The organism is Baaleninema simplex PCC 7105, assembly GCF_000332355.1.
Classification (GTDB): domain Bacteria; phylum Cyanobacteriota; class Cyanobacteriia; order Cyanobacteriales; family Geitlerinemataceae; genus Baaleninema; species Baaleninema simplex.
This window is the reverse complement of record NZ_KB235959.1, coordinates 564,021-580,883: the sequence shown is the minus strand read 5'-3', so window position 1 is coordinate 580,883 and position 16,863 is coordinate 564,021. Positions and strand designations below refer to the sequence as shown.

Here is a 16,863-nt window from a genome sequence, read left to right as displayed (position 1 = left end):
ACTTCTCTCGCGAACGTCGGTCAAAACCGTTACTGTGCTTGTTGTTGTGCGTAATCTAGATTTTTTTGATAGTCTAGAGCCTTTTGCTGAGCGACCTCGTATTGCGGATGGTCTTGCGGCACGGCGTTCATGCGATCGATCGCCGTTTGCCAGTTGTTCGCCACTTGTTGCCACTGCTCCGGGGTCGAAGCCGTTTGTGCGCTCTCGGCCGCACTCATCGCCGCGTTGACCGCCGTTGCGAACGGATCGGGAGTTTCGGGAGTCGTCGCGTCGGGAGCGTCCTCCGTTGGCGTCGTCGGCGTTTCTGAAGGCGTCGTTTCGTCACCCGTTTCGCCGCCTAAATTTAAGAAGGGAAGGTTCGAGAACAGTTCCGGTCGGGTGGTGTAGAGGTAATAGCCGCCGCCAGCGAGAACAACCAGCACCAGCAGGACGAGCAACCCCACTAAAGAGGATTTTTGCTTCGGTTTGGAAGGGGGTTCGTCCTCGTCCTCGTCGTCCTCTTCTTCGAGTTCTTCGTCGTAGCCTTGCCCCTCGTCGTCCTCTTCTTCGAGTTCTTCGTCGTAGTCTTGCCCCTCGTCGTCCTCTTCTTCGAGTTCTTCGTCGTAGTCTTGCTCCTCGTCGTTGAGGAACGACTCTGCCTCGGGGGGAACTTCGGGAAAGTCTTCCGAAGCTTCTAGCGTCTCGCCGTCTTCGTTGTAATACCCTTCGAGAAGGTCGTCGGGTAGGAGGCTTTCGTCAGCCAGTTCGTCGAGGGGAACCGCTCGATGGGAAAGTTCGGGAGGAGTCGAAGGCGGAGGGGCTTCTTTGAGGACGATTTCGTCTTGCCAAACGGGAGTCTCGCGACCGACTTGACGGCCGTAGACGCGCACGCGATCGATCGATGCGATATCGAGCTTGAGCATTCCCTCTCGCACGAAGCCAACGCTTTTGGTTTGGCTCGGGGCGTTTTCCCCTTCGAGAAGAACTTGCAAGCACCGGTCGTTGAGGGAGGCTTTGACCGAAATGCCTTTCGGTTGCGTCGAACGGTTCATCAGTGCGGCGATCGCTTTTGGATCGCCCTGTTTCGCCTGATCGAGTAACTGATTGGGGGTAGGACTCATAACGATCCAACAGCAAGAACGAAGGGTCAACGCCAAAAGAGGCGTGCGTTCGAGGACTTCACACCTAAACAGACGCGATCGCGTTCCAACTGTGCCGTCGTGCGATCTCGTTCGTCAGGCCGAGTTTGTCTTCATCATACTCTTTTCTTTCCAAGACGCGATCGCACGGTAGACCGAGAGGGATATTACATGAATTGCGCGATCGCGCCATCGCGACTTGGGTAATTCCATCAATTCAAGGTCTTCTGTGAAATTGACTGCGACGAACGAACAAGAACGCGAATTAAGCGGTATAGTTCTAACCAAGATCGATCCTTAAGCAATTTTTAAAGTGCTGGGATCGCCTTGCTACAGTTGTATCGAAGCTCTCGTTGTCGAGCGCTCTCGTTGTCGAGCGCCCTCGGTGCGATCTCCCGTCGCGTTCGCTGTCAACCCACAGGTTCTCAAATTATGGCTATTGGCTATGTCGCTCTGGTGCTGCACGCACACCTACCCTTCGTCAGACACCCCGAAAGCGATTACGTACTAGAAGAGGAATGGCTGTACGAAGCAATTACAGAAACCTACATTCCCCTCCTGCGCGTTTTTGAGGGCTTGAAACAGGACGGGGTAGACTTCAAAATGACGATGAGCATGACGCCGCCGCTGGTGTCGATGCTTCGAGATCCCCTCCTGCAAGAGCGGTACGACGCCCACCTCACCAAGCTCGAAGAGCTAGTCGCCCAAGAAATCGAGCATAACGAACACAACGGACACCTGCGGTATCTAGCCGAACACTACGCGACGGAATTCCAGCATACTCGCAAGGTGTGGGAACGTTACAACGGCGACCTCGTAACCGCGTTCAAGCAATTTCTCGACAGCAACAACTTAGATATCATCACCTGCGGGGCAACTCACGGCTACCTGCCGTTAATGAAGATGTATCCCCAAGCGGTGTGGGCGCAGTTGCGCGTGGCGGCAGAACACTACGAAGAGAACTTCGGCCAGCCGCCTAAAGGCATTTGGTTGCCTGAGTGCGCCTACTACGAAGGCTTAGAACGTCAAATCGCCGATGCGGGACTGCGCTACTTTCTCACAGACGGTCACGGAATTCTCTACGCGCGTCCCCGTCCCCGTTTCGGGACTTACGCGCCGATTTTCACCGAAACCGGCGTGGGCGTTTTCGCGCGGGATCACGAATCGTCTCAACAGGTGTGGTCGTCAGAAGTGGGATATCCCGGTGCGCCGGAATACCGAGAGTTTTACAAGGATTTGGGCTGGGAGGCTGAATACGAGTACATTAAGCCGTATATTATGCCCAACGGTCAGCGCAAAAATACGGGAATTAAGTATCACAAGATTACCGGGCGCGGGTTGGATTTGAGCCAAAAAGCGCTTTACGATCCCTATTGGGCGCGGGAGAAAGCCGCCGAACACGCCTCGAACTTCATGTTCAACCGCGAGCGTCAAGTCGAACACCTCCACGGGATTATGGGACGTCCGCCGATCGTGGTTTCTCCCTACGACGCGGAACTCTTCGGTCACTGGTGGTACGAGGGACCGTGGTTTATCGATTATTTGTTCCGCAAGTCTTGGTACGACCAGAACACTTATGAGATGACTCATTTAGCGGACTACCTGCGGACGAACCCGACGCAGCAGGTGTGTAAGCCGTCTCAGTCGAGTTGGGGCTTTAAGGGGTTTCACGAGTATTGGTTGAACGAGACGAACGCCTGGGTGTATCCCCATTTGCACAAAGCCACCGAACGCACGATTGAATTGAGCAAACGGGAACCAGCCGACGAGTTAGAGTGGCGAGCGCTCAATCAAGCGGCGCGGGAGTTGCTGTTGGCACAGTCGTCAGACTGGGCGTTTATCATGCGAACGGGGACGATGGTGCCGTATGCGGTACGTCGGACGCGATCGCACTTGATGCGGTTACACAAGATTTACGACGATATCAACGCGGGTAAAATCGATTCGGGTTGGCTCGAGAAGGTCGAAGCGATCGATAATATTTTCCCGAGCATCGACTATCGCGTGTATCGACCCCTCTAGGGATGATGAGATGACGAGGTGAAAACGGTCTTCACTGCTCACTGCTCACTGCTCACTGCTACATGAGCCACACCGATCGAATTTACTGTTTTCGAGCCGAATCTGTGCGATCGCACTTCGACGAGACTCAGCTTCCCGATTGGTTAGAGGTTCGTGCGAACTGGCAAGGCTAACGCGTTGCGACGCAGCCTTGGGTGGCGGACGTGGCGCGGGAAATCGGGCTGCTGGCGGGTGACGATACCCCGGACGATTGGATTCGTCATCTCGAAAGTTTGGGACATGAAGCTCACCCCACCTGCTAGGGCGCGAGGTGGGGGTGTCGGTGCTAACCTGGAACTGTGCTAGTCCACAGATCACACAGACAAGCCCAGCTTCTAGGCGAGCGTCCAGAACTTTGGCGGGAACGCTCCTCACTGTCATTTCTGCAAGTGAGCTTAAGAATGCCTCGGGCAGCAATGTTCAGCGCCCCATTGAGGTCTGCGTTGTACCGCTTGCCCGAAGAAAATTTGGCCAGTGTATAGTTTTTGGAGTCCCGTCGCACCACTCCACTCCCGTCATAAGCCAGCTTTGAGGTATAAGCGGCAACGACATCAACAACCTTACCGCCAATTTCAAGCCACTTCATTTCAGTAAAATCTCGAATCATCCCTTTGAGCCAACCATGAAAGCGCTGGCGCAGGTTAGACCGTTTTCGTCCACCTTTAGCTTTCCATCCTTTCAGGTTCTCAAAGACAATGGCATCGGCTTTGAATTGTCTGGCAATCTGGACAATACGCTTCGAGACTAAATGCCCGATTTGACGGTTGATATTACGGCATTTGCGATAGGTATGGTAGCAGAAGCCTTTTTGGAGACTTCCACCTTTCCCCATCGTCTTACTGGCTCGTTTCGATACCGATTTCAGTCGCTTATCCCGACGGTCGATGTCTCTTCCAGGGTGAACGAACTCCCGATGGATTACAGTGCCGTCAAAATTCACGACTGCAACGGTTGCGGTGGTATTGATACCGAGGTCAACACTCACTACATTGCCATCTACCTCCCGTTGGGGTGGATGACACTCAAACGGAACTGAGAGGTGACAGACCTTCTTCTCCTCATTAAAAATGAGTGAGGGTGACAGTAGTTTGTTGCTGTCTACCGTATGCCGTTCCCGTAGACCTGTAATCTGAACGGTTGTCCAAATCCAATCTGTTCCGTTAAATACTTTGATTTCGATGCGATCGTACCCGTGCAGTTTGTAGCACTGACCTTTGTACAAGGTGGGATAGCATCCGGTATTCGCATTCAGGACGGGTGGCTTGGCCTTGCGATGTTGGCGAATGCCACTCTGCCATTCCCGATACCGGGTCATGTAGCTACTGACTTGTCCGGCGGCGAAGACAATAGCGGCTCTTCGGTAGTAGCTGGGGAATTTGTAAAAGGTCGAGTCGAACTGAGGATATTTAGGGTGGGGATTCTGTTCGGTTTGGTGAATCAGTTTTTCAACCGCCAGTACCCGTTTTTGGCTGGACAACCCCGCCAGAGAAGACCAATGGGTAAATAGAATTCCGACCAAGTGCCGACACACACGACGATAGACCTTAACCGTCTCGTGAAACAGTCGTCGCTGTTCTTTTGTGGGGTTAAGACTCCATTTATCGGTGCGAACGATCTGGCCAGGTTTCTGGATTACCATAACGGTATGATAACTCAAGGCTTTGAGTGGTGCGGCTCCTTGACCCCCACCTGCGTCCCGCGAGGTGGGGGAGTGCGTCGCGATCTTGTTCAAGAGATTCACCAAATTTCCTGCGAGGATTATTATGAGGAAACCTTGTTTTGGTGATTCCTATACCACACAAGCTATTGTTTGTCAATATTAATTTTTCATCCCCCTCGCCTCTTCAAGAGACTGGGGGGCTTTTTGAGTTCTCTTGAGTTCGACAAAACCCGGTTTCTGTGTAAGTCCTATCCTTTTCAGGTTTCTGCACCACCAAGGCCATGAACCTAACGATCGACATTGACCGAGCTAGTGAAATCATCACCAATCAACGAGCTGTGTTGACTGAGAAAAAAGCTTTACTCGTGGCAATTTCAGGAATTGATGGTTCGGGGAAGGGCTATATCACTAGCAAAATTGCTAACTTGCTCGAGCAACGGGATTTGAAAATCGCAACTCTTAACATTGATGGCTGGCTCGATCTACCTGAAAAACGGTTTAGCCCAACCAATCCAGCGAAGCATTTCTATCAGAATGCAATTCGCTTTGATGAATTATTTACTCAATTGGTGTTCCCGCTTCGCGATCGCGGCTCTATTTATCTTGAAGCCAATTATGCCGAAGAAACAGCAACAGCTTTCCGCAAGCACACCTATCAATTTGATAAAATTGATGTCATTTTGCTCGAAGGAATTTACTTATTGAAACGTCAGTTTCAGAGTTATTATGACGTTTCGTTTTGGATTCAGTGCAGTTTTGAAACCGCGTTAGAGCGGGCGATCGCTCGTTCTCAAGAAGGCTTATCCCCAGCCGAAACCGTTGCCGCTTATGAGACGATTTACTTTCGGGGGCAGGAAATTCACTTCAATCTCGATCGCCCTCAAGCCGCCGTTACGGCCATCATCAATAACGATCCGAGATTAAACGAGTCGAAGCGATCGCATCAAACGTCCAAAACTGTTTAACTGTTGGCTTCGACCATCTCGATGACGTGGCCTTGAAGGTCTTTAACCAAGAAATTCAGGGGTTTCTCGCTACGAATTTTATACTTCGTCCCGTAACTTTGAGCGCGAAGTAACACTTCTTCGAGGCAGTCGCGATCGAAACAGACGTGACGCTGTCGGTGTTTCTGACCCAAACTCGCACCACTAATCACGTGTAATTGCGCGTTTTTCTTGAGTTGATACCACAGCCCGTCTGGAGCATCGTTGCGACGAGGAACGCCGATATCTGCCGAAAGATACAGCGGATCGACCGTGGCAGCTCCCAAGGTTTGCTCGTAGTTGTAATAGTAGTGAAGTGGAACGTCGGCGGCGGGAAGTTGCAACTCTCCTTCGTAAAACTGTCGTGCGATCTCGAGGTCGGACACCATCACCGTATGAACTTTAGGCGCGCTGGTCAAAAACATCCACATGGCGACTGCATAAGCCGCCAGCAGCATGACCATAATGCCTTGGGTCGAGAATAAGGTATCGACTAACGGTAAGGCTGCGACAACAACGCTGTCAGTCGAGAGAGTAAAACCTGTGTGAACCATCGATTAAAACAGACAGTCTATTTCTATAGTGTATCTAATTGTATCGAAAACCTCGCTCTCGCATTCGTTTCCCGATTTGTACAGGCGGGCCGCGATCGAGGCGATCCATCGAACGGATGCCGAACTCGTGCCGAACTTGCAAATTGTCGTGCGATCGCCCTATACGGTTAACAGGAAACAGATATCCTAGAGGGAGGTATTGCCCCGCAGGGGAAACAATCTCATACGGGTGTCTCCTTGGTATTCTAGTTACAAACTTTGCCGACTGCCGAACAACCGTGCAAATCCCCACGTTTCCCGAAGCGAATCACCCGATCGTCAAATCGCTGTTTCATCACAGCGATCGAGAGTTGCTGACTCTGTACCAACGACACCCAGACGAAGGTAAATACTTCACGGCTCTCTTTTGCCGTTACAGCGCGATCGTTTACACCTTAGTTCGCCATTCGGCGAAGTCCCCCGTCCGAGCCGATTATCTCTTCGCCTTGATTTGGCAGCGCATTTTTCACGAAATGCGAACCCTCGATCTCAATCCCAGCTTAGAAGCCAACAACGACCAAACGGGGGAAGTGACGTTACAAAACTGGCTGATCGAACTGACGGCGATGTCGATCGACAACGCACAGCTGCCTCCGGTCGAATCGATTCAATACTCCATCGAAGCAGCCCCCCCGCCGTTGTGGTGTTACCTCCAACAAGCCCTCGACACCCTTTCTCCTCTGATTCGATTGATGGTGGTGATGTCGCAAACGTTTAAATGGAGCGAAACGCGCATTGCGGCGTATTTACAAGCAGAAGGGGAAACGGTGACGCCGGCCGACGTTGCCCGAGAGCTTCCCAAGGGATACCGACAACTGGAGGAGTCGCTACCTGAAGATATTCGCACGATTTATCTTTACGGGTACGAAGCACTCGATCGCGATCGCCCGAGATCGTCGTTTCCTTCGCCCAACAACGGAACGCCTTCTTGAATCACGCCCGATCCCTCGATCGACCGTCCGTGTTTCTCGTCTTGGAATTTCTGTCCCCAGTCACCTCTCATGAAACCCTACCTTAGCGCCCTCAGTCTCTCGGTCTGTTTGGGATGGGCAACCCCCACACTGGCTCAAACGATCGCTCAAACGACGGACGCCCCGTTTCAAAATTCTCAACCCCAACCGTCGCGAGACGACGCGGACGAGTTGTTGCAGTTGGGACGCCAGCAGCAAAACGCGGGAGATTGGGAAGCCGCGATCGCAGCGTGGGAAACGGCCCTCGAGATCTATACGGACTATTACGATTGGGAGGGCATGGGACGCGCCTATAATCTTTTGGGATTGGCCTACGCTCGCTTAGAGGATTTCGCTACCGCCGAACAGATGTTTGCGGCGCGGGTATCGATGGCGCGACGGCGGGACGATTTGCAGGGGTTGATGGCGGGATCGAACAATTTTGGGACGGCGTTGTTACGACGGGGAAAATTTGCCGAGGCGCAGGCGGCGTTTGGCGAGGCGTTGATGTTAGCCGAACGCACGAACTCGACGTTAATGCGGGGACTCTCGACGAGTAATTTGGGGTTAGTGGAAGCCTCGCGGGGGAATTACGAGGAGGCGATCGCTTTTTACGAGGCGGCGCTTCCGTTGCGGATGCGGGCGAACGATACAGCGGGGGAAGCTAATACGCTGAACAATCTCGGCGATGCGTACTGGGCGTTGAACGATTACGATAACGCCATTGGTACTTACGGTTCGGCGTTGCGGTTGGCGCGGCTGAACGAGGATATTGAAAATTGGTTGAGAGCGATCGACGGGTTAGTGGAAGCGCATCGCAGTGTGGGACGGTTTTTGCGATCGCAGGAGTTATTGGAGGAACGGTTAGAACTGTCGCGGGAACTGGGGAGTTTGCGTCAGGAGATGAGGACGTTAACGGAGTTCGCCCAGTTGTATTTGGCGGCGGGACAGACTGAGGAAGCGATTCGGTTTTATCGAGGGGCGATCGCGATCGCCCAGGAACTCGACGACACGCGAACGGCGTCTCGACTTTCGACGGAGTTGAGCCAAATTTTGGGCGATCGGTAAACCACAAAAACGCCTTAACGCTGAGTTATAGCAACCCTAAATCAGTTGAGTAACAAAATTGAGAAAAAAAGGGAACGGGGAACGGGGAACAGGGAGCGGGGAATCGGATTTTTTCTGAGGTTTTGATTTTTGACGACTCATTTGGGACTGCTATAGGGGTGCATCTCAAAAATGTAAATCTATACGAGAGAATAAGGATTTCAGCCTCCAATTCTCATGTTTTTGCAAAATTGAGATGCACCCTGCTATAGTTTCAAATTGACAAAAGACAGCCCTAAAATCAGTATGGGATAAAAGTGACGAACTGTTGGTTAGTTTGATATAAAAAAAAGGCTCTTCCGATTTTGCTATGCAAGAAATCGCTGAACCCCTTACAGAGTAAAGCTTTTCGCTTAAACTTATAAAAAGAGAGCTGAAATTGCGAAATCCCTTTCCAGAGTTCGACTACAGGCATTTACCCTACATACCAGGGTCGGAAGAGCCGGAAATTAAACGATCGCCAATCCTCCAAACTGTTCCCTGTTCCCAGATCTGCTGTTCCCTTCCTTTACCAACCGTCTTTTTCAGCAAGCCCTAAATATTCTTACTCATTGCAAAACTGGTATGCACCCCAGGGTTAAGACTTAAAGAACGAAGAACAGTTGACTGAAAGATATACTTCTTGTTCGATCGCGACGCCGGTTAAAAATTGGCGATCTTCGCTGATGTGGGGAAATTTGAGATGGTGTTCGGGAATTCCTCTCTGGAGTAATCGCTGGCGCACGCGATCGAAACTTCCCGAGGCCAAAACGCGCAGACGGGGCGGTGGGATTTGGTTGCGTTGGCGTTTGAAAGCGTAAGAGGTGTGAATTTCTTGTAAGTGGCGATCGAACTGTTCGAGGAAGGTGTCAGGATTTGATAAAGTTTGCCCAGAAACCAGTTCGATATTGACTAAATAAGACGGTGGCGTTTCGTTTTCTGAAAGGGTAATGCAGAAGTTGGTTAAAGCAATATCGAAGTCTTGCTGCAATTGTTTCATTACTTGTATGGCGTGGAATTCTGTCGTTTTCTCGCTCGTCGACGAGAGCAATCCTCCTCGGCGATGGCGAAATGTAATAACGGGGGTTTTGTGACAGAATCCCACCACTTCCACCACATCGCCGATGTCGTAGCGATATAAGCCGTTGTAGTTGGTGATGAGGATGCGATAGTGTTGTCCGATTTGGACTTCTTCGGCGAGGAGAGTCGTCGGTTGTTCGACGTTCCATTGGGAGGAAGGGACGAACTCGAAAAATCCCGATTCGATCGCGAGGATACTTCCGCTGTCGTTGAAGTCGCGGTAAATTCCGAAGGCTGTTTCGGAGGAAGAATAAATTCCGCCAAACACGGGGATGTCGCCAAAGTATTCGGGAAATCGCTGTAAGTAGAAATCGGAGGTTCCCCCCAACGCTGTCGTAATGAGGGAGAGATCCGGCCAGGCTAAAATCGGGGTGAGACGTCCGGTGCGATCGCGAATTTGGCGGAGTTGGCGAGCGCGTTGGGGAGTCGGAGAGAGCTGACGTTCTAGGCGCGATCGCAAGTGGGGTTCGAGATTCAGCCAAGGGGCGATCGTACCGCGTTCTAAGTCGTCGATTAAGGAGTCAGCATAGGCTTCGAGATATTGTGCCAGTTGCAACGCTAATACGGGAAAGTTCGCCCCGATAAAGCGGGTGTTGGGGTTGTTCAGAGCAAACAGCAGGCAAACGTAGTGACGTGCTAAGTTATCGCTGGGCGCGAGAGCGTCGTAAGGGTGGGCGAACAAGTGTCGTTCGAGAGCGTCGGCGTTTCGCAGGTGGTTCGCGCTGACGGGACCGTAAGGAATGCCTCCCTCGGTTTCGCCGAACCATTCCATCGCACTGGTGACTAGAATTTTCCCGAGCGATCGCCCGGTTGTCCGAAGGGCTTCGAGACCGAAACACAGTCCGGTACGATGGGCTTTGTTTCGCATTCGCTGCGATCGCGCGGTGACGGGAATGAGTTTTTTCTGACCCGTCGAACCGCTCGTCATGTTCATGTAGACAACGAGATCGCTGGTAAGGACGTTCGACTCGCCTCGGGCGATTTTTTCGGTGTACGGTTGATGGTCTCGGTAAGACAGAACCGGTACTCGCGCTAAAAACTCCTCGACGCTACGAATTTGGTTGAATTGATACCGACGACCGAATTCGGTGCTTTGGTGACGCCGCACCAGCGACAATAAAAACGCCCGTTGTACGCGGTTCGCCTGCTGGGTTTTTCGCAAAAACTGCCCCGTTATCGATCGCGCGTAGGGGCTGACGAGCGTTTGAAGAATACTGGACATAGACGTTGCTTCTGTCAGAACGAGGTGAAGGTAAACGGTAAAAGTTAGCGGTGGAACTTACTGCTGGCGAGTTGCAGCAAAGCGCTGGCAATGGCGATTTCGGCTGCGACGACAAAAACATCGGTATATCCGCTCTTCCAAATTCCCCCGAGGAGAATCGGCGCGAAAAACTGCCCCAGGGAGGCAAACCCCGTCCCCAACGCCAGCAGGGTCGATCGATTGTTCTCGGAGACGAGATCGAGGAGGAGGTTATACAGGTTAGGCATCACCAAACCGAAGCCGACACCGAAGCCGAACGCCGCCACCAGTGCCAGCCACAGGCTATCGACGACGGGAATCGTCGCCACGGTGAGCGCGATCGCTCCAAATCCCAACGCGACAGCCGCGATCGATCCGAACCGCCGCGCCACGGTATGGGTTCCGACGGCGGCGATAATGGCGGCACCGATGGCGCGAGTGGCTAAAATGATGCCGTTGGTGGGGGAATCGGCACCGATCGCCTCTTGGAAGTATTGCGGCGCGTAGGCGATGACGGTGTAGAACACGATGGAGGTTGCAGCGAGGTTGACGAACAGAACTAGCATTTTCCACTGCCGCAAATCTCGCCCCACGGAGGCCAGGGATACGTCGCCGAGAGTGCCGCCGTTGCTGCTGCGTTTGGGTTCTTTGACAATCCATAGGGTGGCGATCGCTACGGGAAGAGCGAGTCCGTAGAGGCTAAAGGCGTATTGCCAACCGATCGCGCCGAGTCCCCCTGCAATGAGGGGAACGACGGTCGTTGTCAGGGAAATGGCGCTGGTGGTGTATCCGATGAGGCGCGATCGCGTTTCGCCGTCGAACCAACTGGCCACCAATCCCAAACTCGCCGCTGAAATGCCGCCGTTGGCGACGCCGACGAGTCCCCGCACTACTAACAACGGCGTGAAGGTTCGTAGGAGTCCCCCCATCATTCCGAAGATGGCAAATCCGAGGAGGGACGAGACGAGAACGCGTCGTTTTCCGATGCGATCGGCCAGCAAGCCTAAAATTGGACTGGCGAGGGCGATGGTCAGTCTGGGAGCGCTCACTAGCAGTCCCGCCCAGCGAGGGTCGAGAGCGAGTCGGTCTACCATATCGGGAAACACTGGTGCGATCGCCGCTCCCGTTAGGGTGGTAATGCACGCCGCCACCATCAATACGGCTAAAACGGGCTTTTGTTCGGGGGAAACTCCCGATGTTCTGGGTTTTTCTGTGGATCGGACGCGATCGAGTTGGGTAGAATCCGGCATGGAGAGAGAGGGAGAGGGGGAGAGGGGGAGAGAGGGAGGGGGAGAGCAGGGGAGACAAGGGAGCGGTACGCGATCGATCGGTATCACGTTCGCGGAAGCGGTGCGTAGCACTTTCGACACCCTATTTTTCAAGTGACGCACCCTACCACTCTTCCCTCTTCACTGAAAAGGATGCGATCGGTTATATTACCATTTAGTTATCAAAATTGCCGCCACGTTGTACCGTTTGGCATCAAAAGAACCCCAGTATCTTAACGATACGGGGGACTCGGTGCGTTTCGGGCCGGCTTCGACCCCTAAAAAATCTCTCCTACCTTGTCTTGACAAATTAGACTTTTCGTGTATTAAAACCGGAGGAGAAGCGATCGCACTTGAGAAATTACAGGAATTTTGAAAAGCCTTCAGGGTATAAAATTAATTCGTTCGATCGAAATTTTTCAATGTCGATCCACATGGCTTCTTTTTTGCGTTTTCCTTCCGAAAAAGGAATGCGAGCGATGTCATACAACTTCAGATCGACAAAGTCGCAACGATACAGTTGAATGAGTTCGTGTCCTGTTTTTCCTTTATATTGAAAGATATTCTCGAGGCAGCCCAGATATTCAATATTTTGTAAATCGGCTTGAATTTCTTCTTGAAATTCTCGTTGTAGTGCGTCGATACTCAGTTCTCCAAAATCGACTCCACCCCCCAAAGCGCGATAGAATGTTTGCTTTTTTACGCGATCGAATCCTTCTCCTACAAACAATCGATCGCCGTCGCGAATTAATCCCAATGCTAAGACGCGAATCGAATTGTATTTACCCATGAAAACTGAAAGCGAACTGCAAGCTGAAAATACTTTTACGACTTACGCAATTTCAACGGAAATTTCGATAAACGTTCGGTCGGTGGACGTTATCCACCCGAGGTTCTCCGTTCCATCGTCGCGATCGATGCCGAACTGAGGTTAATTATAATCGGCAAATTGCGCTTCGTGAGACTCGGGAATCGGCCAGTCTTCGTTTTGTCCGCCGATAATCAACCGCTCGATCGAAACGTAATCGAGACTCAGTTGACGCAGCGAGTTCGCCAAAACATCGAGGGCGATCGCGTCGCTGGTTCCCAAATCGAACCAACACCGCCCCCAATTGGCACAATACTCGAACTCTCCCATATTGTGCATCAACGCCAACATGGAATCGTCCGCGACTCGCTCGCTATAGTCCATATAGCCGATTTCTAAGCCTTCTTCTTGCACTTGCAAGTTTTCGGCGTTGAACCCTCCTAGTTTTCCGATGAAAAACCACGAGTCGAAGAGTTCTTCAATATACTGCTGTTCCTGTGGCGACGGCGTGGTGCTGAATTCGATCCAAAACCAAACGTCGAAGGGATTGAATTCGCGAAACTGGACTTGCATACTTGACGGGCGCACGAGTTGAGCTTTCCTAGGATACCTCACGACGCCTCGGGTGCGTCACCGTTTTCCTCCACTTCCCGCTGGGCTTTGTTGCGTTCCCGTTCGATCTGACGGACTAAATCGTCGAGTAGTTGTTCTCGCATCGCCAAGGCGCGATCGAACCAGGCCAAGCTTTCGGCGTGTTGACCTTTTTCGACGTAAATCTGACCTTTAAGATACATAACTTCCGGGTTGTTCGGCGTCAGTTCCAAGGTGCGATCGACGGCTTCCATCGCTTCGTCGAGACGCTCTAAATCGCGATATCCCACGGCTAACCCCCGTTGCGCCAAATATTCCGGGGCGGCGTGTTCTCGCAAGCGTTCGATGGGGCGATCGGGATTGGCGAAGGGAAGCGACACCGCTAACATCAAATCCATATAGCCTTTGATGATGTTGAGTTCGGGATCGGTGGCGTCGATATCGGCGGCGCGATCGAGATGTTGAAAGACTAATTGCAACTTCTGTAATGCTTTGGGAACGCCACGCACCACCCCTTCTGTTTTGAGGATATACCCCCCTTCTAAAAAGTGACCCACCGCCAGATAAATATTCCCTCGCAGGGGATCGTTTTCCAGTAAAGCGTCAGCAGCGGCGAGAGTCGCGGCGGCGTACTCTTGAAATTCCGCCTCGAGTTCGTCGGGTTCTTCGAGGTAGAGTAGTGAGGCTTTCATCGCCGGAACGATGGGATCGTCGGCTTCGCTCTCGAGTGCGTCGTCGAGGTAGGCTTCTGCGTTGGGATAGTGGCTGTCTTTGAAAAACGCCTCGAACGCCTTTTCTGTTTTATCGCCGATGTCGTGGGGATTTTCGCTGCGAAACGGATCGCCGGCGATCGCCACAGACGCCAGCGAACTTACCGCCAGCATCAGCGCACTGGTTCCGCCGACGAGGAGCGATCGCACCGAAGCCGAGAGGCGATCGTCTCCGAAAATCCCTTGCGTCATCATGGTTTCAGGAACTCCCACAACTCCATTTCCGTAAGTATAGTTCAGGGATTTCCGCATTGCCCACTCTGTCGCCAGAGAGAGTGGTAGGGTGCTGTGACGCGGCCGAAGAATGGCGCCGAAATCCGGTCAATGGACTGTTACCGCGTCACGCACCGCCCCCATCATCCCCTCATCCCTCATCATCCCATCACCTCATCATCTCCCCATCACTTCCAACCGGCGCGATCCATAATCATGAGGGCTTCAGCGTTGTTTTTCCCGAAAATTCCCGCGTTGAGGGAATCCTCTTTGAAACCACTGTATTTTTCCAAAAACGGATTGTCTAATTCGGCGTCTTCCACCACGGGAAATTCGTTATTTCCCTTTGCAAACACCGTCTGCGCCTCGGGACTCACGAGATATTCGATAAACTTCACCGCGTTCTCGGGATGGGGCGCGTTGGCGACGACTCCCGCACCGCTGATATTGACGTGAGTTCCCCGTCCGTCTTGGTTGGGGAAGAACATATCGATTTTTTCGGCGATCGCTCGATCTTCAGGATCGTCAGAGTTCGCCAACCGCGCCACGTAATAACTGTTGGCCACGGCGATATCGGCCAAACCGTCCGCTACCGCGCGAATTTGCGCCGTATCGTTTCCTTCGGGGGGACGCGCGAAGTTTTCAACCACCCCTTTAACCCATTCTTCGGTGGCTTCTTCTCCGTCGGCGGCTAAAAGGGAACCGACTAAAGATTGGTTGTAAATGTTGTTCGACGATCGAATCACCAATCTCCCTTCCCATTTGGGATCGGCCAAATCTTCATACGTCGAAAGTTCGTTGGGATCGACGGCGTCTTTGTTATAAACGATGACGCGAGCGCGTTTGGAGAGTCCAAACCAGTGACCTTGGGGATCGCGCAGGTTCTCGGGAACTTTGCTTTCGAGGATTTCCGACTCGACGGGTTGTAAAATTTCCGCTTCTTGCGCTCGCCACAACATCCCCGCATCGACGGTAATATAAACGTCTGCTGGGCTGTTGACGCCTTCGCTCTTGATGCGTTCGATGAGTTCGTCTCCTTTGGCTTCGACGAGGTTCACTTCGATTCCGGTTTGTTCGGTAAAGTTCTCGTAGAGGCTGCGATCGGTGTCGTAGTGGCGGGACGAGTATAGGTTGACCACCTGTTCGCCGTTTCCGGTGTCGGTGGCGGCTGAGGGAGTCTCGGGAACGTCGGGTTGAGCGGTGCAGCCGACGACGATCGCCACGACTGCGCTCGCGATACCCATCCAAAAATATTTGAATCGTTTCATGAGTGGGTCAGTTTTAGTCTGTAATTTTTATCAGTTGTAAGATGGGTCGATCGCGCGATCGACCTCGACATAATAAGGATCGAAACAGAAATCTACTTTATCGTTCAATCTTGTCTATTGCAATAGTCTCTCAACAAAACTGTCCCGAACGCTCGCAATAAAAACGATTCCACTCCTTTGAGGCGAGGGAATCGCGGTTGTATCGACAGAAAAACAAGGAGGCTTTAGGTTTCGACGCGCCGCTTGGCTTCTCGTTCGAACCACTCGAGAACTTGCTCGATGGTAATGTCGGCGATGGGTTTTCCACTTTCGGCGGAAATCTGACGCAGGGGCTTGAGGGATGAGACGATAAGGTTGCTGAAAAAGGTAACGAAGCTTGCATCCATATCCACCTGCTGGTGAATGTTGCGATCGCGTTGTACCCACTCCGCCACGAGATCGGGGGTAATCTCTTCGATATCGATTCCCCGTTCGGCGGAAATTTGACCGAGCGATCGCAGTGCGTAAATCGTCACCCGCGCCAAAAACTTTTCTTGAGACGACAAAAGCGCCGCATCGACTTTCGCCGCTTCTTCGGGGTTGAGAAATTCAACAGTAATCGGTCGGTCTGCTGTCATGATAAGGAATCGCGCGTTTCCAACTTATCCTATCCCAGATTCTTCGCAGTACTCCAGCCATAGCTGAAAGCTTGGCTGGTGGTGTAGCGAAGCGCGACCGAGGGGAGTAACCTACAAAAGATTTGCTACAGTTTAGATATGCTAAACATGGCGTGGGAATTTAAGCTAGAGCCAACGGCGGAGCAGGTTTCAGAGATCGAACACATTCTTGATGTGTGCCGCCATGTCTGGAATTTTGCTCTGCGGGAACGTAAAGACTGGCTAAAATCCCGCAAGTCACCCGTGAATGCGTGCTCGATTCGGCAGGAATTTATCTTGCCAGCAGATGCACCCTTCCCGAACTACCACGTTCAGGCTAAGCGTTTGACCGCTGCCAAGACTGAATTTCCTCAGCTCAAGACGGTCAACGCTCAGGTTCTTCAGCAAGTCCTTAGAAAACTTGAGGCTTCTTGGGAGTCATGGCGGTTAAAACGTTCGGGTCTTCCACGATTCAAAAAGCCGAATCGAATGCGGTCGTCGGTCTTCCCCCAGATGCTCAAAAACTGCATCCCCCCTTC

Annotated in this window: 16 protein-coding genes; 6 read left to right on the top strand and 10 right to left on the bottom strand. The window is 52.3% G+C overall.

Annotated features, from left to right (window positions below; all coding sequences use genetic code 11):
- Nucleotides 1-29: 29 nt before the first annotated feature.
- On the bottom strand, nucleotides 30-1,100 hold the full coding sequence (locus GEI7105_RS38745) for a hypothetical protein (RefSeq protein ID WP_017662659.1): 1,071 nt from the start codon (nucleotides 1,098-1,100) through the stop codon (nucleotides 30-32).
- A gap of 450 nt (nucleotides 1,101-1,550) precedes the next feature.
- Between GEI7105_RS38745 and GEI7105_RS0122455 the strand changes: the two genes are divergently transcribed.
- Nucleotides 1,551-3,140 (top strand): glycoside hydrolase family 57 protein, encoded by a 1,590-nt coding sequence (locus tag GEI7105_RS0122455; protein ID WP_026097876.1) that lies wholly within the window; start codon nucleotides 1,551-1,553, stop codon nucleotides 3,138-3,140.
- 325 nt (nucleotides 3,141-3,465) lie between these two features.
- Here the strand turns inward: GEI7105_RS0122455 and GEI7105_RS0122445 are convergent, their stop codons facing one another.
- Nucleotides 3,466-4,920, bottom strand: a complete 1,455-nt coding sequence (locus GEI7105_RS0122445; protein WP_017662655.1) for an IS200/IS605 family accessory protein TnpB-related protein — start codon at nucleotides 4,918-4,920, stop codon at nucleotides 3,466-3,468.
- A gap of 200 nt (nucleotides 4,921-5,120) precedes the next feature.
- Here GEI7105_RS0122445 and GEI7105_RS0122440 point away from each other — a divergent pair, with 200 nt between their 5' ends.
- Nucleotides 5,121-5,804, top strand: coding sequence for a uridine kinase family protein (locus GEI7105_RS0122440; protein ID WP_017662654.1), 684 nt, complete (start codon nucleotides 5,121-5,123; stop codon nucleotides 5,802-5,804).
- Here the strand turns inward: GEI7105_RS0122440 and GEI7105_RS0122435 are convergent.
- Nucleotides 5,801-6,376 (bottom strand): VOC family protein, encoded by a 576-nt coding sequence (locus tag GEI7105_RS0122435; RefSeq protein WP_017662653.1) that lies wholly within the window; start codon nucleotides 6,374-6,376, stop codon nucleotides 5,801-5,803. The genes GEI7105_RS0122440 and GEI7105_RS0122435 overlap by 4 nt on opposite strands.
- 278 nt (nucleotides 6,377-6,654) lie before the next feature.
- Between GEI7105_RS0122435 and GEI7105_RS0122425 the strand changes: the two genes are divergently transcribed.
- On the top strand, nucleotides 6,655-7,347 hold the full coding sequence (locus GEI7105_RS0122425; protein ID WP_017662651.1) for a hypothetical protein: 693 nt from the start codon (nucleotides 6,655-6,657) through the stop codon (nucleotides 7,345-7,347).
- A gap of 69 nt (nucleotides 7,348-7,416) precedes the next feature.
- The gene (locus GEI7105_RS31915; protein ID WP_017662650.1) at nucleotides 7,417-8,433 is read left to right on the top strand and encodes a tetratricopeptide repeat protein; all 1,017 of its coding nucleotides are present in this window, start codon (nucleotides 7,417-7,419) and stop codon (nucleotides 8,431-8,433) included.
- Between the two features lie 616 nt (nucleotides 8,434-9,049).
- Here GEI7105_RS31915 and GEI7105_RS0122415 read toward each other — a convergent pair.
- The 3 genes from GEI7105_RS0122415 to GEI7105_RS0122400 all read right to left on the bottom strand — a co-directional run bounded on the left by GEI7105_RS0122415 (nucleotide 9,050) and on the right by GEI7105_RS0122400 (nucleotide 12,829).
- Complete coding sequence (locus tag GEI7105_RS0122415) at nucleotides 9,050-10,753, bottom strand: GH3 auxin-responsive promoter family protein (protein ID WP_017662649.1); 1,704 nt, start codon at nucleotides 10,751-10,753, stop codon at nucleotides 9,050-9,052.
- A 44-nt stretch (nucleotides 10,754-10,797) separates the two neighbouring features.
- The gene (locus GEI7105_RS0122410) at nucleotides 10,798-12,021 is read right to left on the bottom strand and encodes an MFS transporter (protein WP_017662648.1); all 1,224 of its coding nucleotides are present in this window, start codon (nucleotides 12,019-12,021) and stop codon (nucleotides 10,798-10,800) included.
- Between the two features lie 379 nt (nucleotides 12,022-12,400).
- Complete coding sequence (locus GEI7105_RS0122400) at nucleotides 12,401-12,829, bottom strand: NUDIX hydrolase (RefSeq protein ID WP_017662646.1); 429 nt, start codon at nucleotides 12,827-12,829, stop codon at nucleotides 12,401-12,403.
- Between GEI7105_RS0122400 and GEI7105_RS38740 the strand changes: the two genes are divergently transcribed.
- Nucleotides 12,828-12,968: a hypothetical protein gene (locus GEI7105_RS38740; protein WP_158413249.1), complete on the top strand. Its 141-nt coding sequence runs from the start codon at nucleotides 12,828-12,830 to the stop codon at nucleotides 12,966-12,968. The two genes, GEI7105_RS0122400 and GEI7105_RS38740, sit on opposite strands and share 2 nt — an antisense overlap.
- Nucleotides 12,969-12,970: 2 nt before the next feature.
- On the opposite strand, the gene GEI7105_RS0122395 is transcribed toward GEI7105_RS38740, so the two are convergent.
- The 4 genes from GEI7105_RS0122395 to GEI7105_RS0122380 all read right to left on the bottom strand — a co-directional run bounded on the left by GEI7105_RS0122395 (nucleotide 12,971) and on the right by GEI7105_RS0122380 (nucleotide 16,306).
- On the bottom strand, nucleotides 12,971-13,420 hold the full coding sequence (locus tag GEI7105_RS0122395; protein WP_017662645.1) for a DUF3531 family protein: 450 nt from the start codon (nucleotides 13,418-13,420) through the stop codon (nucleotides 12,971-12,973).
- 38 nt (nucleotides 13,421-13,458) lie between these two features.
- Nucleotides 13,459-14,460: a Sll0314/Alr1548 family TPR repeat-containing protein gene (locus GEI7105_RS0122390; protein WP_245555477.1), complete on the bottom strand. Its 1,002-nt coding sequence runs from the start codon at nucleotides 14,458-14,460 to the stop codon at nucleotides 13,459-13,461.
- Nucleotides 14,461-14,609: 149 nt separating this feature from the next.
- Nucleotides 14,610-15,689 carry a Fe(3+) ABC transporter substrate-binding protein gene (locus GEI7105_RS0122385; protein ID WP_017662643.1) on the bottom strand — a complete coding sequence of 360 codons (1,080 nt, stop codon included), beginning with the start codon at nucleotides 15,687-15,689 and terminating at the stop codon, nucleotides 14,610-14,612.
- A gap of 224 nt (nucleotides 15,690-15,913) precedes the next feature.
- On the bottom strand, nucleotides 15,914-16,306 hold the full coding sequence (locus GEI7105_RS0122380; protein ID WP_017662642.1) for an NDH complex assembly factor CRR9: 393 nt from the start codon (nucleotides 16,304-16,306) through the stop codon (nucleotides 15,914-15,916).
- A 138-nt stretch (nucleotides 16,307-16,444) separates the two neighbouring features.
- Here GEI7105_RS0122380 and GEI7105_RS31910 point away from each other — a divergent pair.
- Nucleotides 16,445-16,863 (top strand): helix-turn-helix domain-containing protein (locus tag GEI7105_RS31910; protein ID WP_017662641.1); only part of this gene is annotated, 419 nt, incomplete at its 3' end.

What these genes read in the sequence shown, in the direction of transcription:
- GEI7105_RS38745 (WP_017662659.1), bottom strand. Translation starts at nt 1,100, where the DNA reads ATGAGTCCTACCCCCAATCAGTTACTCGATCAGGCGAAACAGGGCGAT.
- GEI7105_RS0122455 (WP_026097876.1), top strand. Translation starts at nt 1,551, where the DNA reads ATGGCTATTGGCTATGTCGCTCTGGTGCTGCACGCACACCTACCCTTC.
- GEI7105_RS0122440 (WP_017662654.1), top strand. Translation starts at nt 5,121, where the DNA reads ATGAACCTAACGATCGACATTGACCGAGCTAGTGAAATCATCACCAAT.
- GEI7105_RS0122435 (WP_017662653.1), bottom strand. Translation starts at nt 6,376, where the DNA reads ATGGTTCACACAGGTTTTACTCTCTCGACTGACAGCGTTGTTGTCGCA.
- GEI7105_RS31915 (WP_017662650.1), top strand. Translation starts at nt 7,417, where the DNA reads ATGAAACCCTACCTTAGCGCCCTCAGTCTCTCGGTCTGTTTGGGATGG.
- GEI7105_RS0122415 (WP_017662649.1), bottom strand. Translation starts at nt 10,753, where the DNA reads ATGTCCAGTATTCTTCAAACGCTCGTCAGCCCCTACGCGCGATCGATA.
- GEI7105_RS0122410 (WP_017662648.1), bottom strand. Translation starts at nt 12,021, where the DNA reads ATGCCGGATTCTACCCAACTCGATCGCGTCCGATCCACAGAAAAACCC.
- GEI7105_RS38740 (WP_158413249.1), top strand. Translation starts at nt 12,828, where the DNA reads ATGAAAACTGAAAGCGAACTGCAAGCTGAAAATACTTTTACGACTTAC.
- GEI7105_RS0122400 (WP_017662646.1), bottom strand. Translation starts at nt 12,829, where the DNA reads ATGGGTAAATACAATTCGATTCGCGTCTTAGCATTGGGATTAATTCGC.
- GEI7105_RS0122395 (WP_017662645.1), bottom strand. Translation starts at nt 13,420, where the DNA reads ATGCAAGTCCAGTTTCGCGAATTCAATCCCTTCGACGTTTGGTTTTGG.
- GEI7105_RS0122390 (WP_245555477.1), bottom strand. Translation starts at nt 14,460, where the DNA reads ATGCGGAAATCCCTGAACTATACTTACGGAAATGGAGTTGTGGGAGTT.
- GEI7105_RS0122385 (WP_017662643.1), bottom strand. Translation starts at nt 15,689, where the DNA reads ATGAAACGATTCAAATATTTTTGGATGGGTATCGCGAGCGCAGTCGTG.
- GEI7105_RS0122380 (WP_017662642.1), bottom strand. Translation starts at nt 16,306, where the DNA reads ATGACAGCAGACCGACCGATTACTGTTGAATTTCTCAACCCCGAAGAA.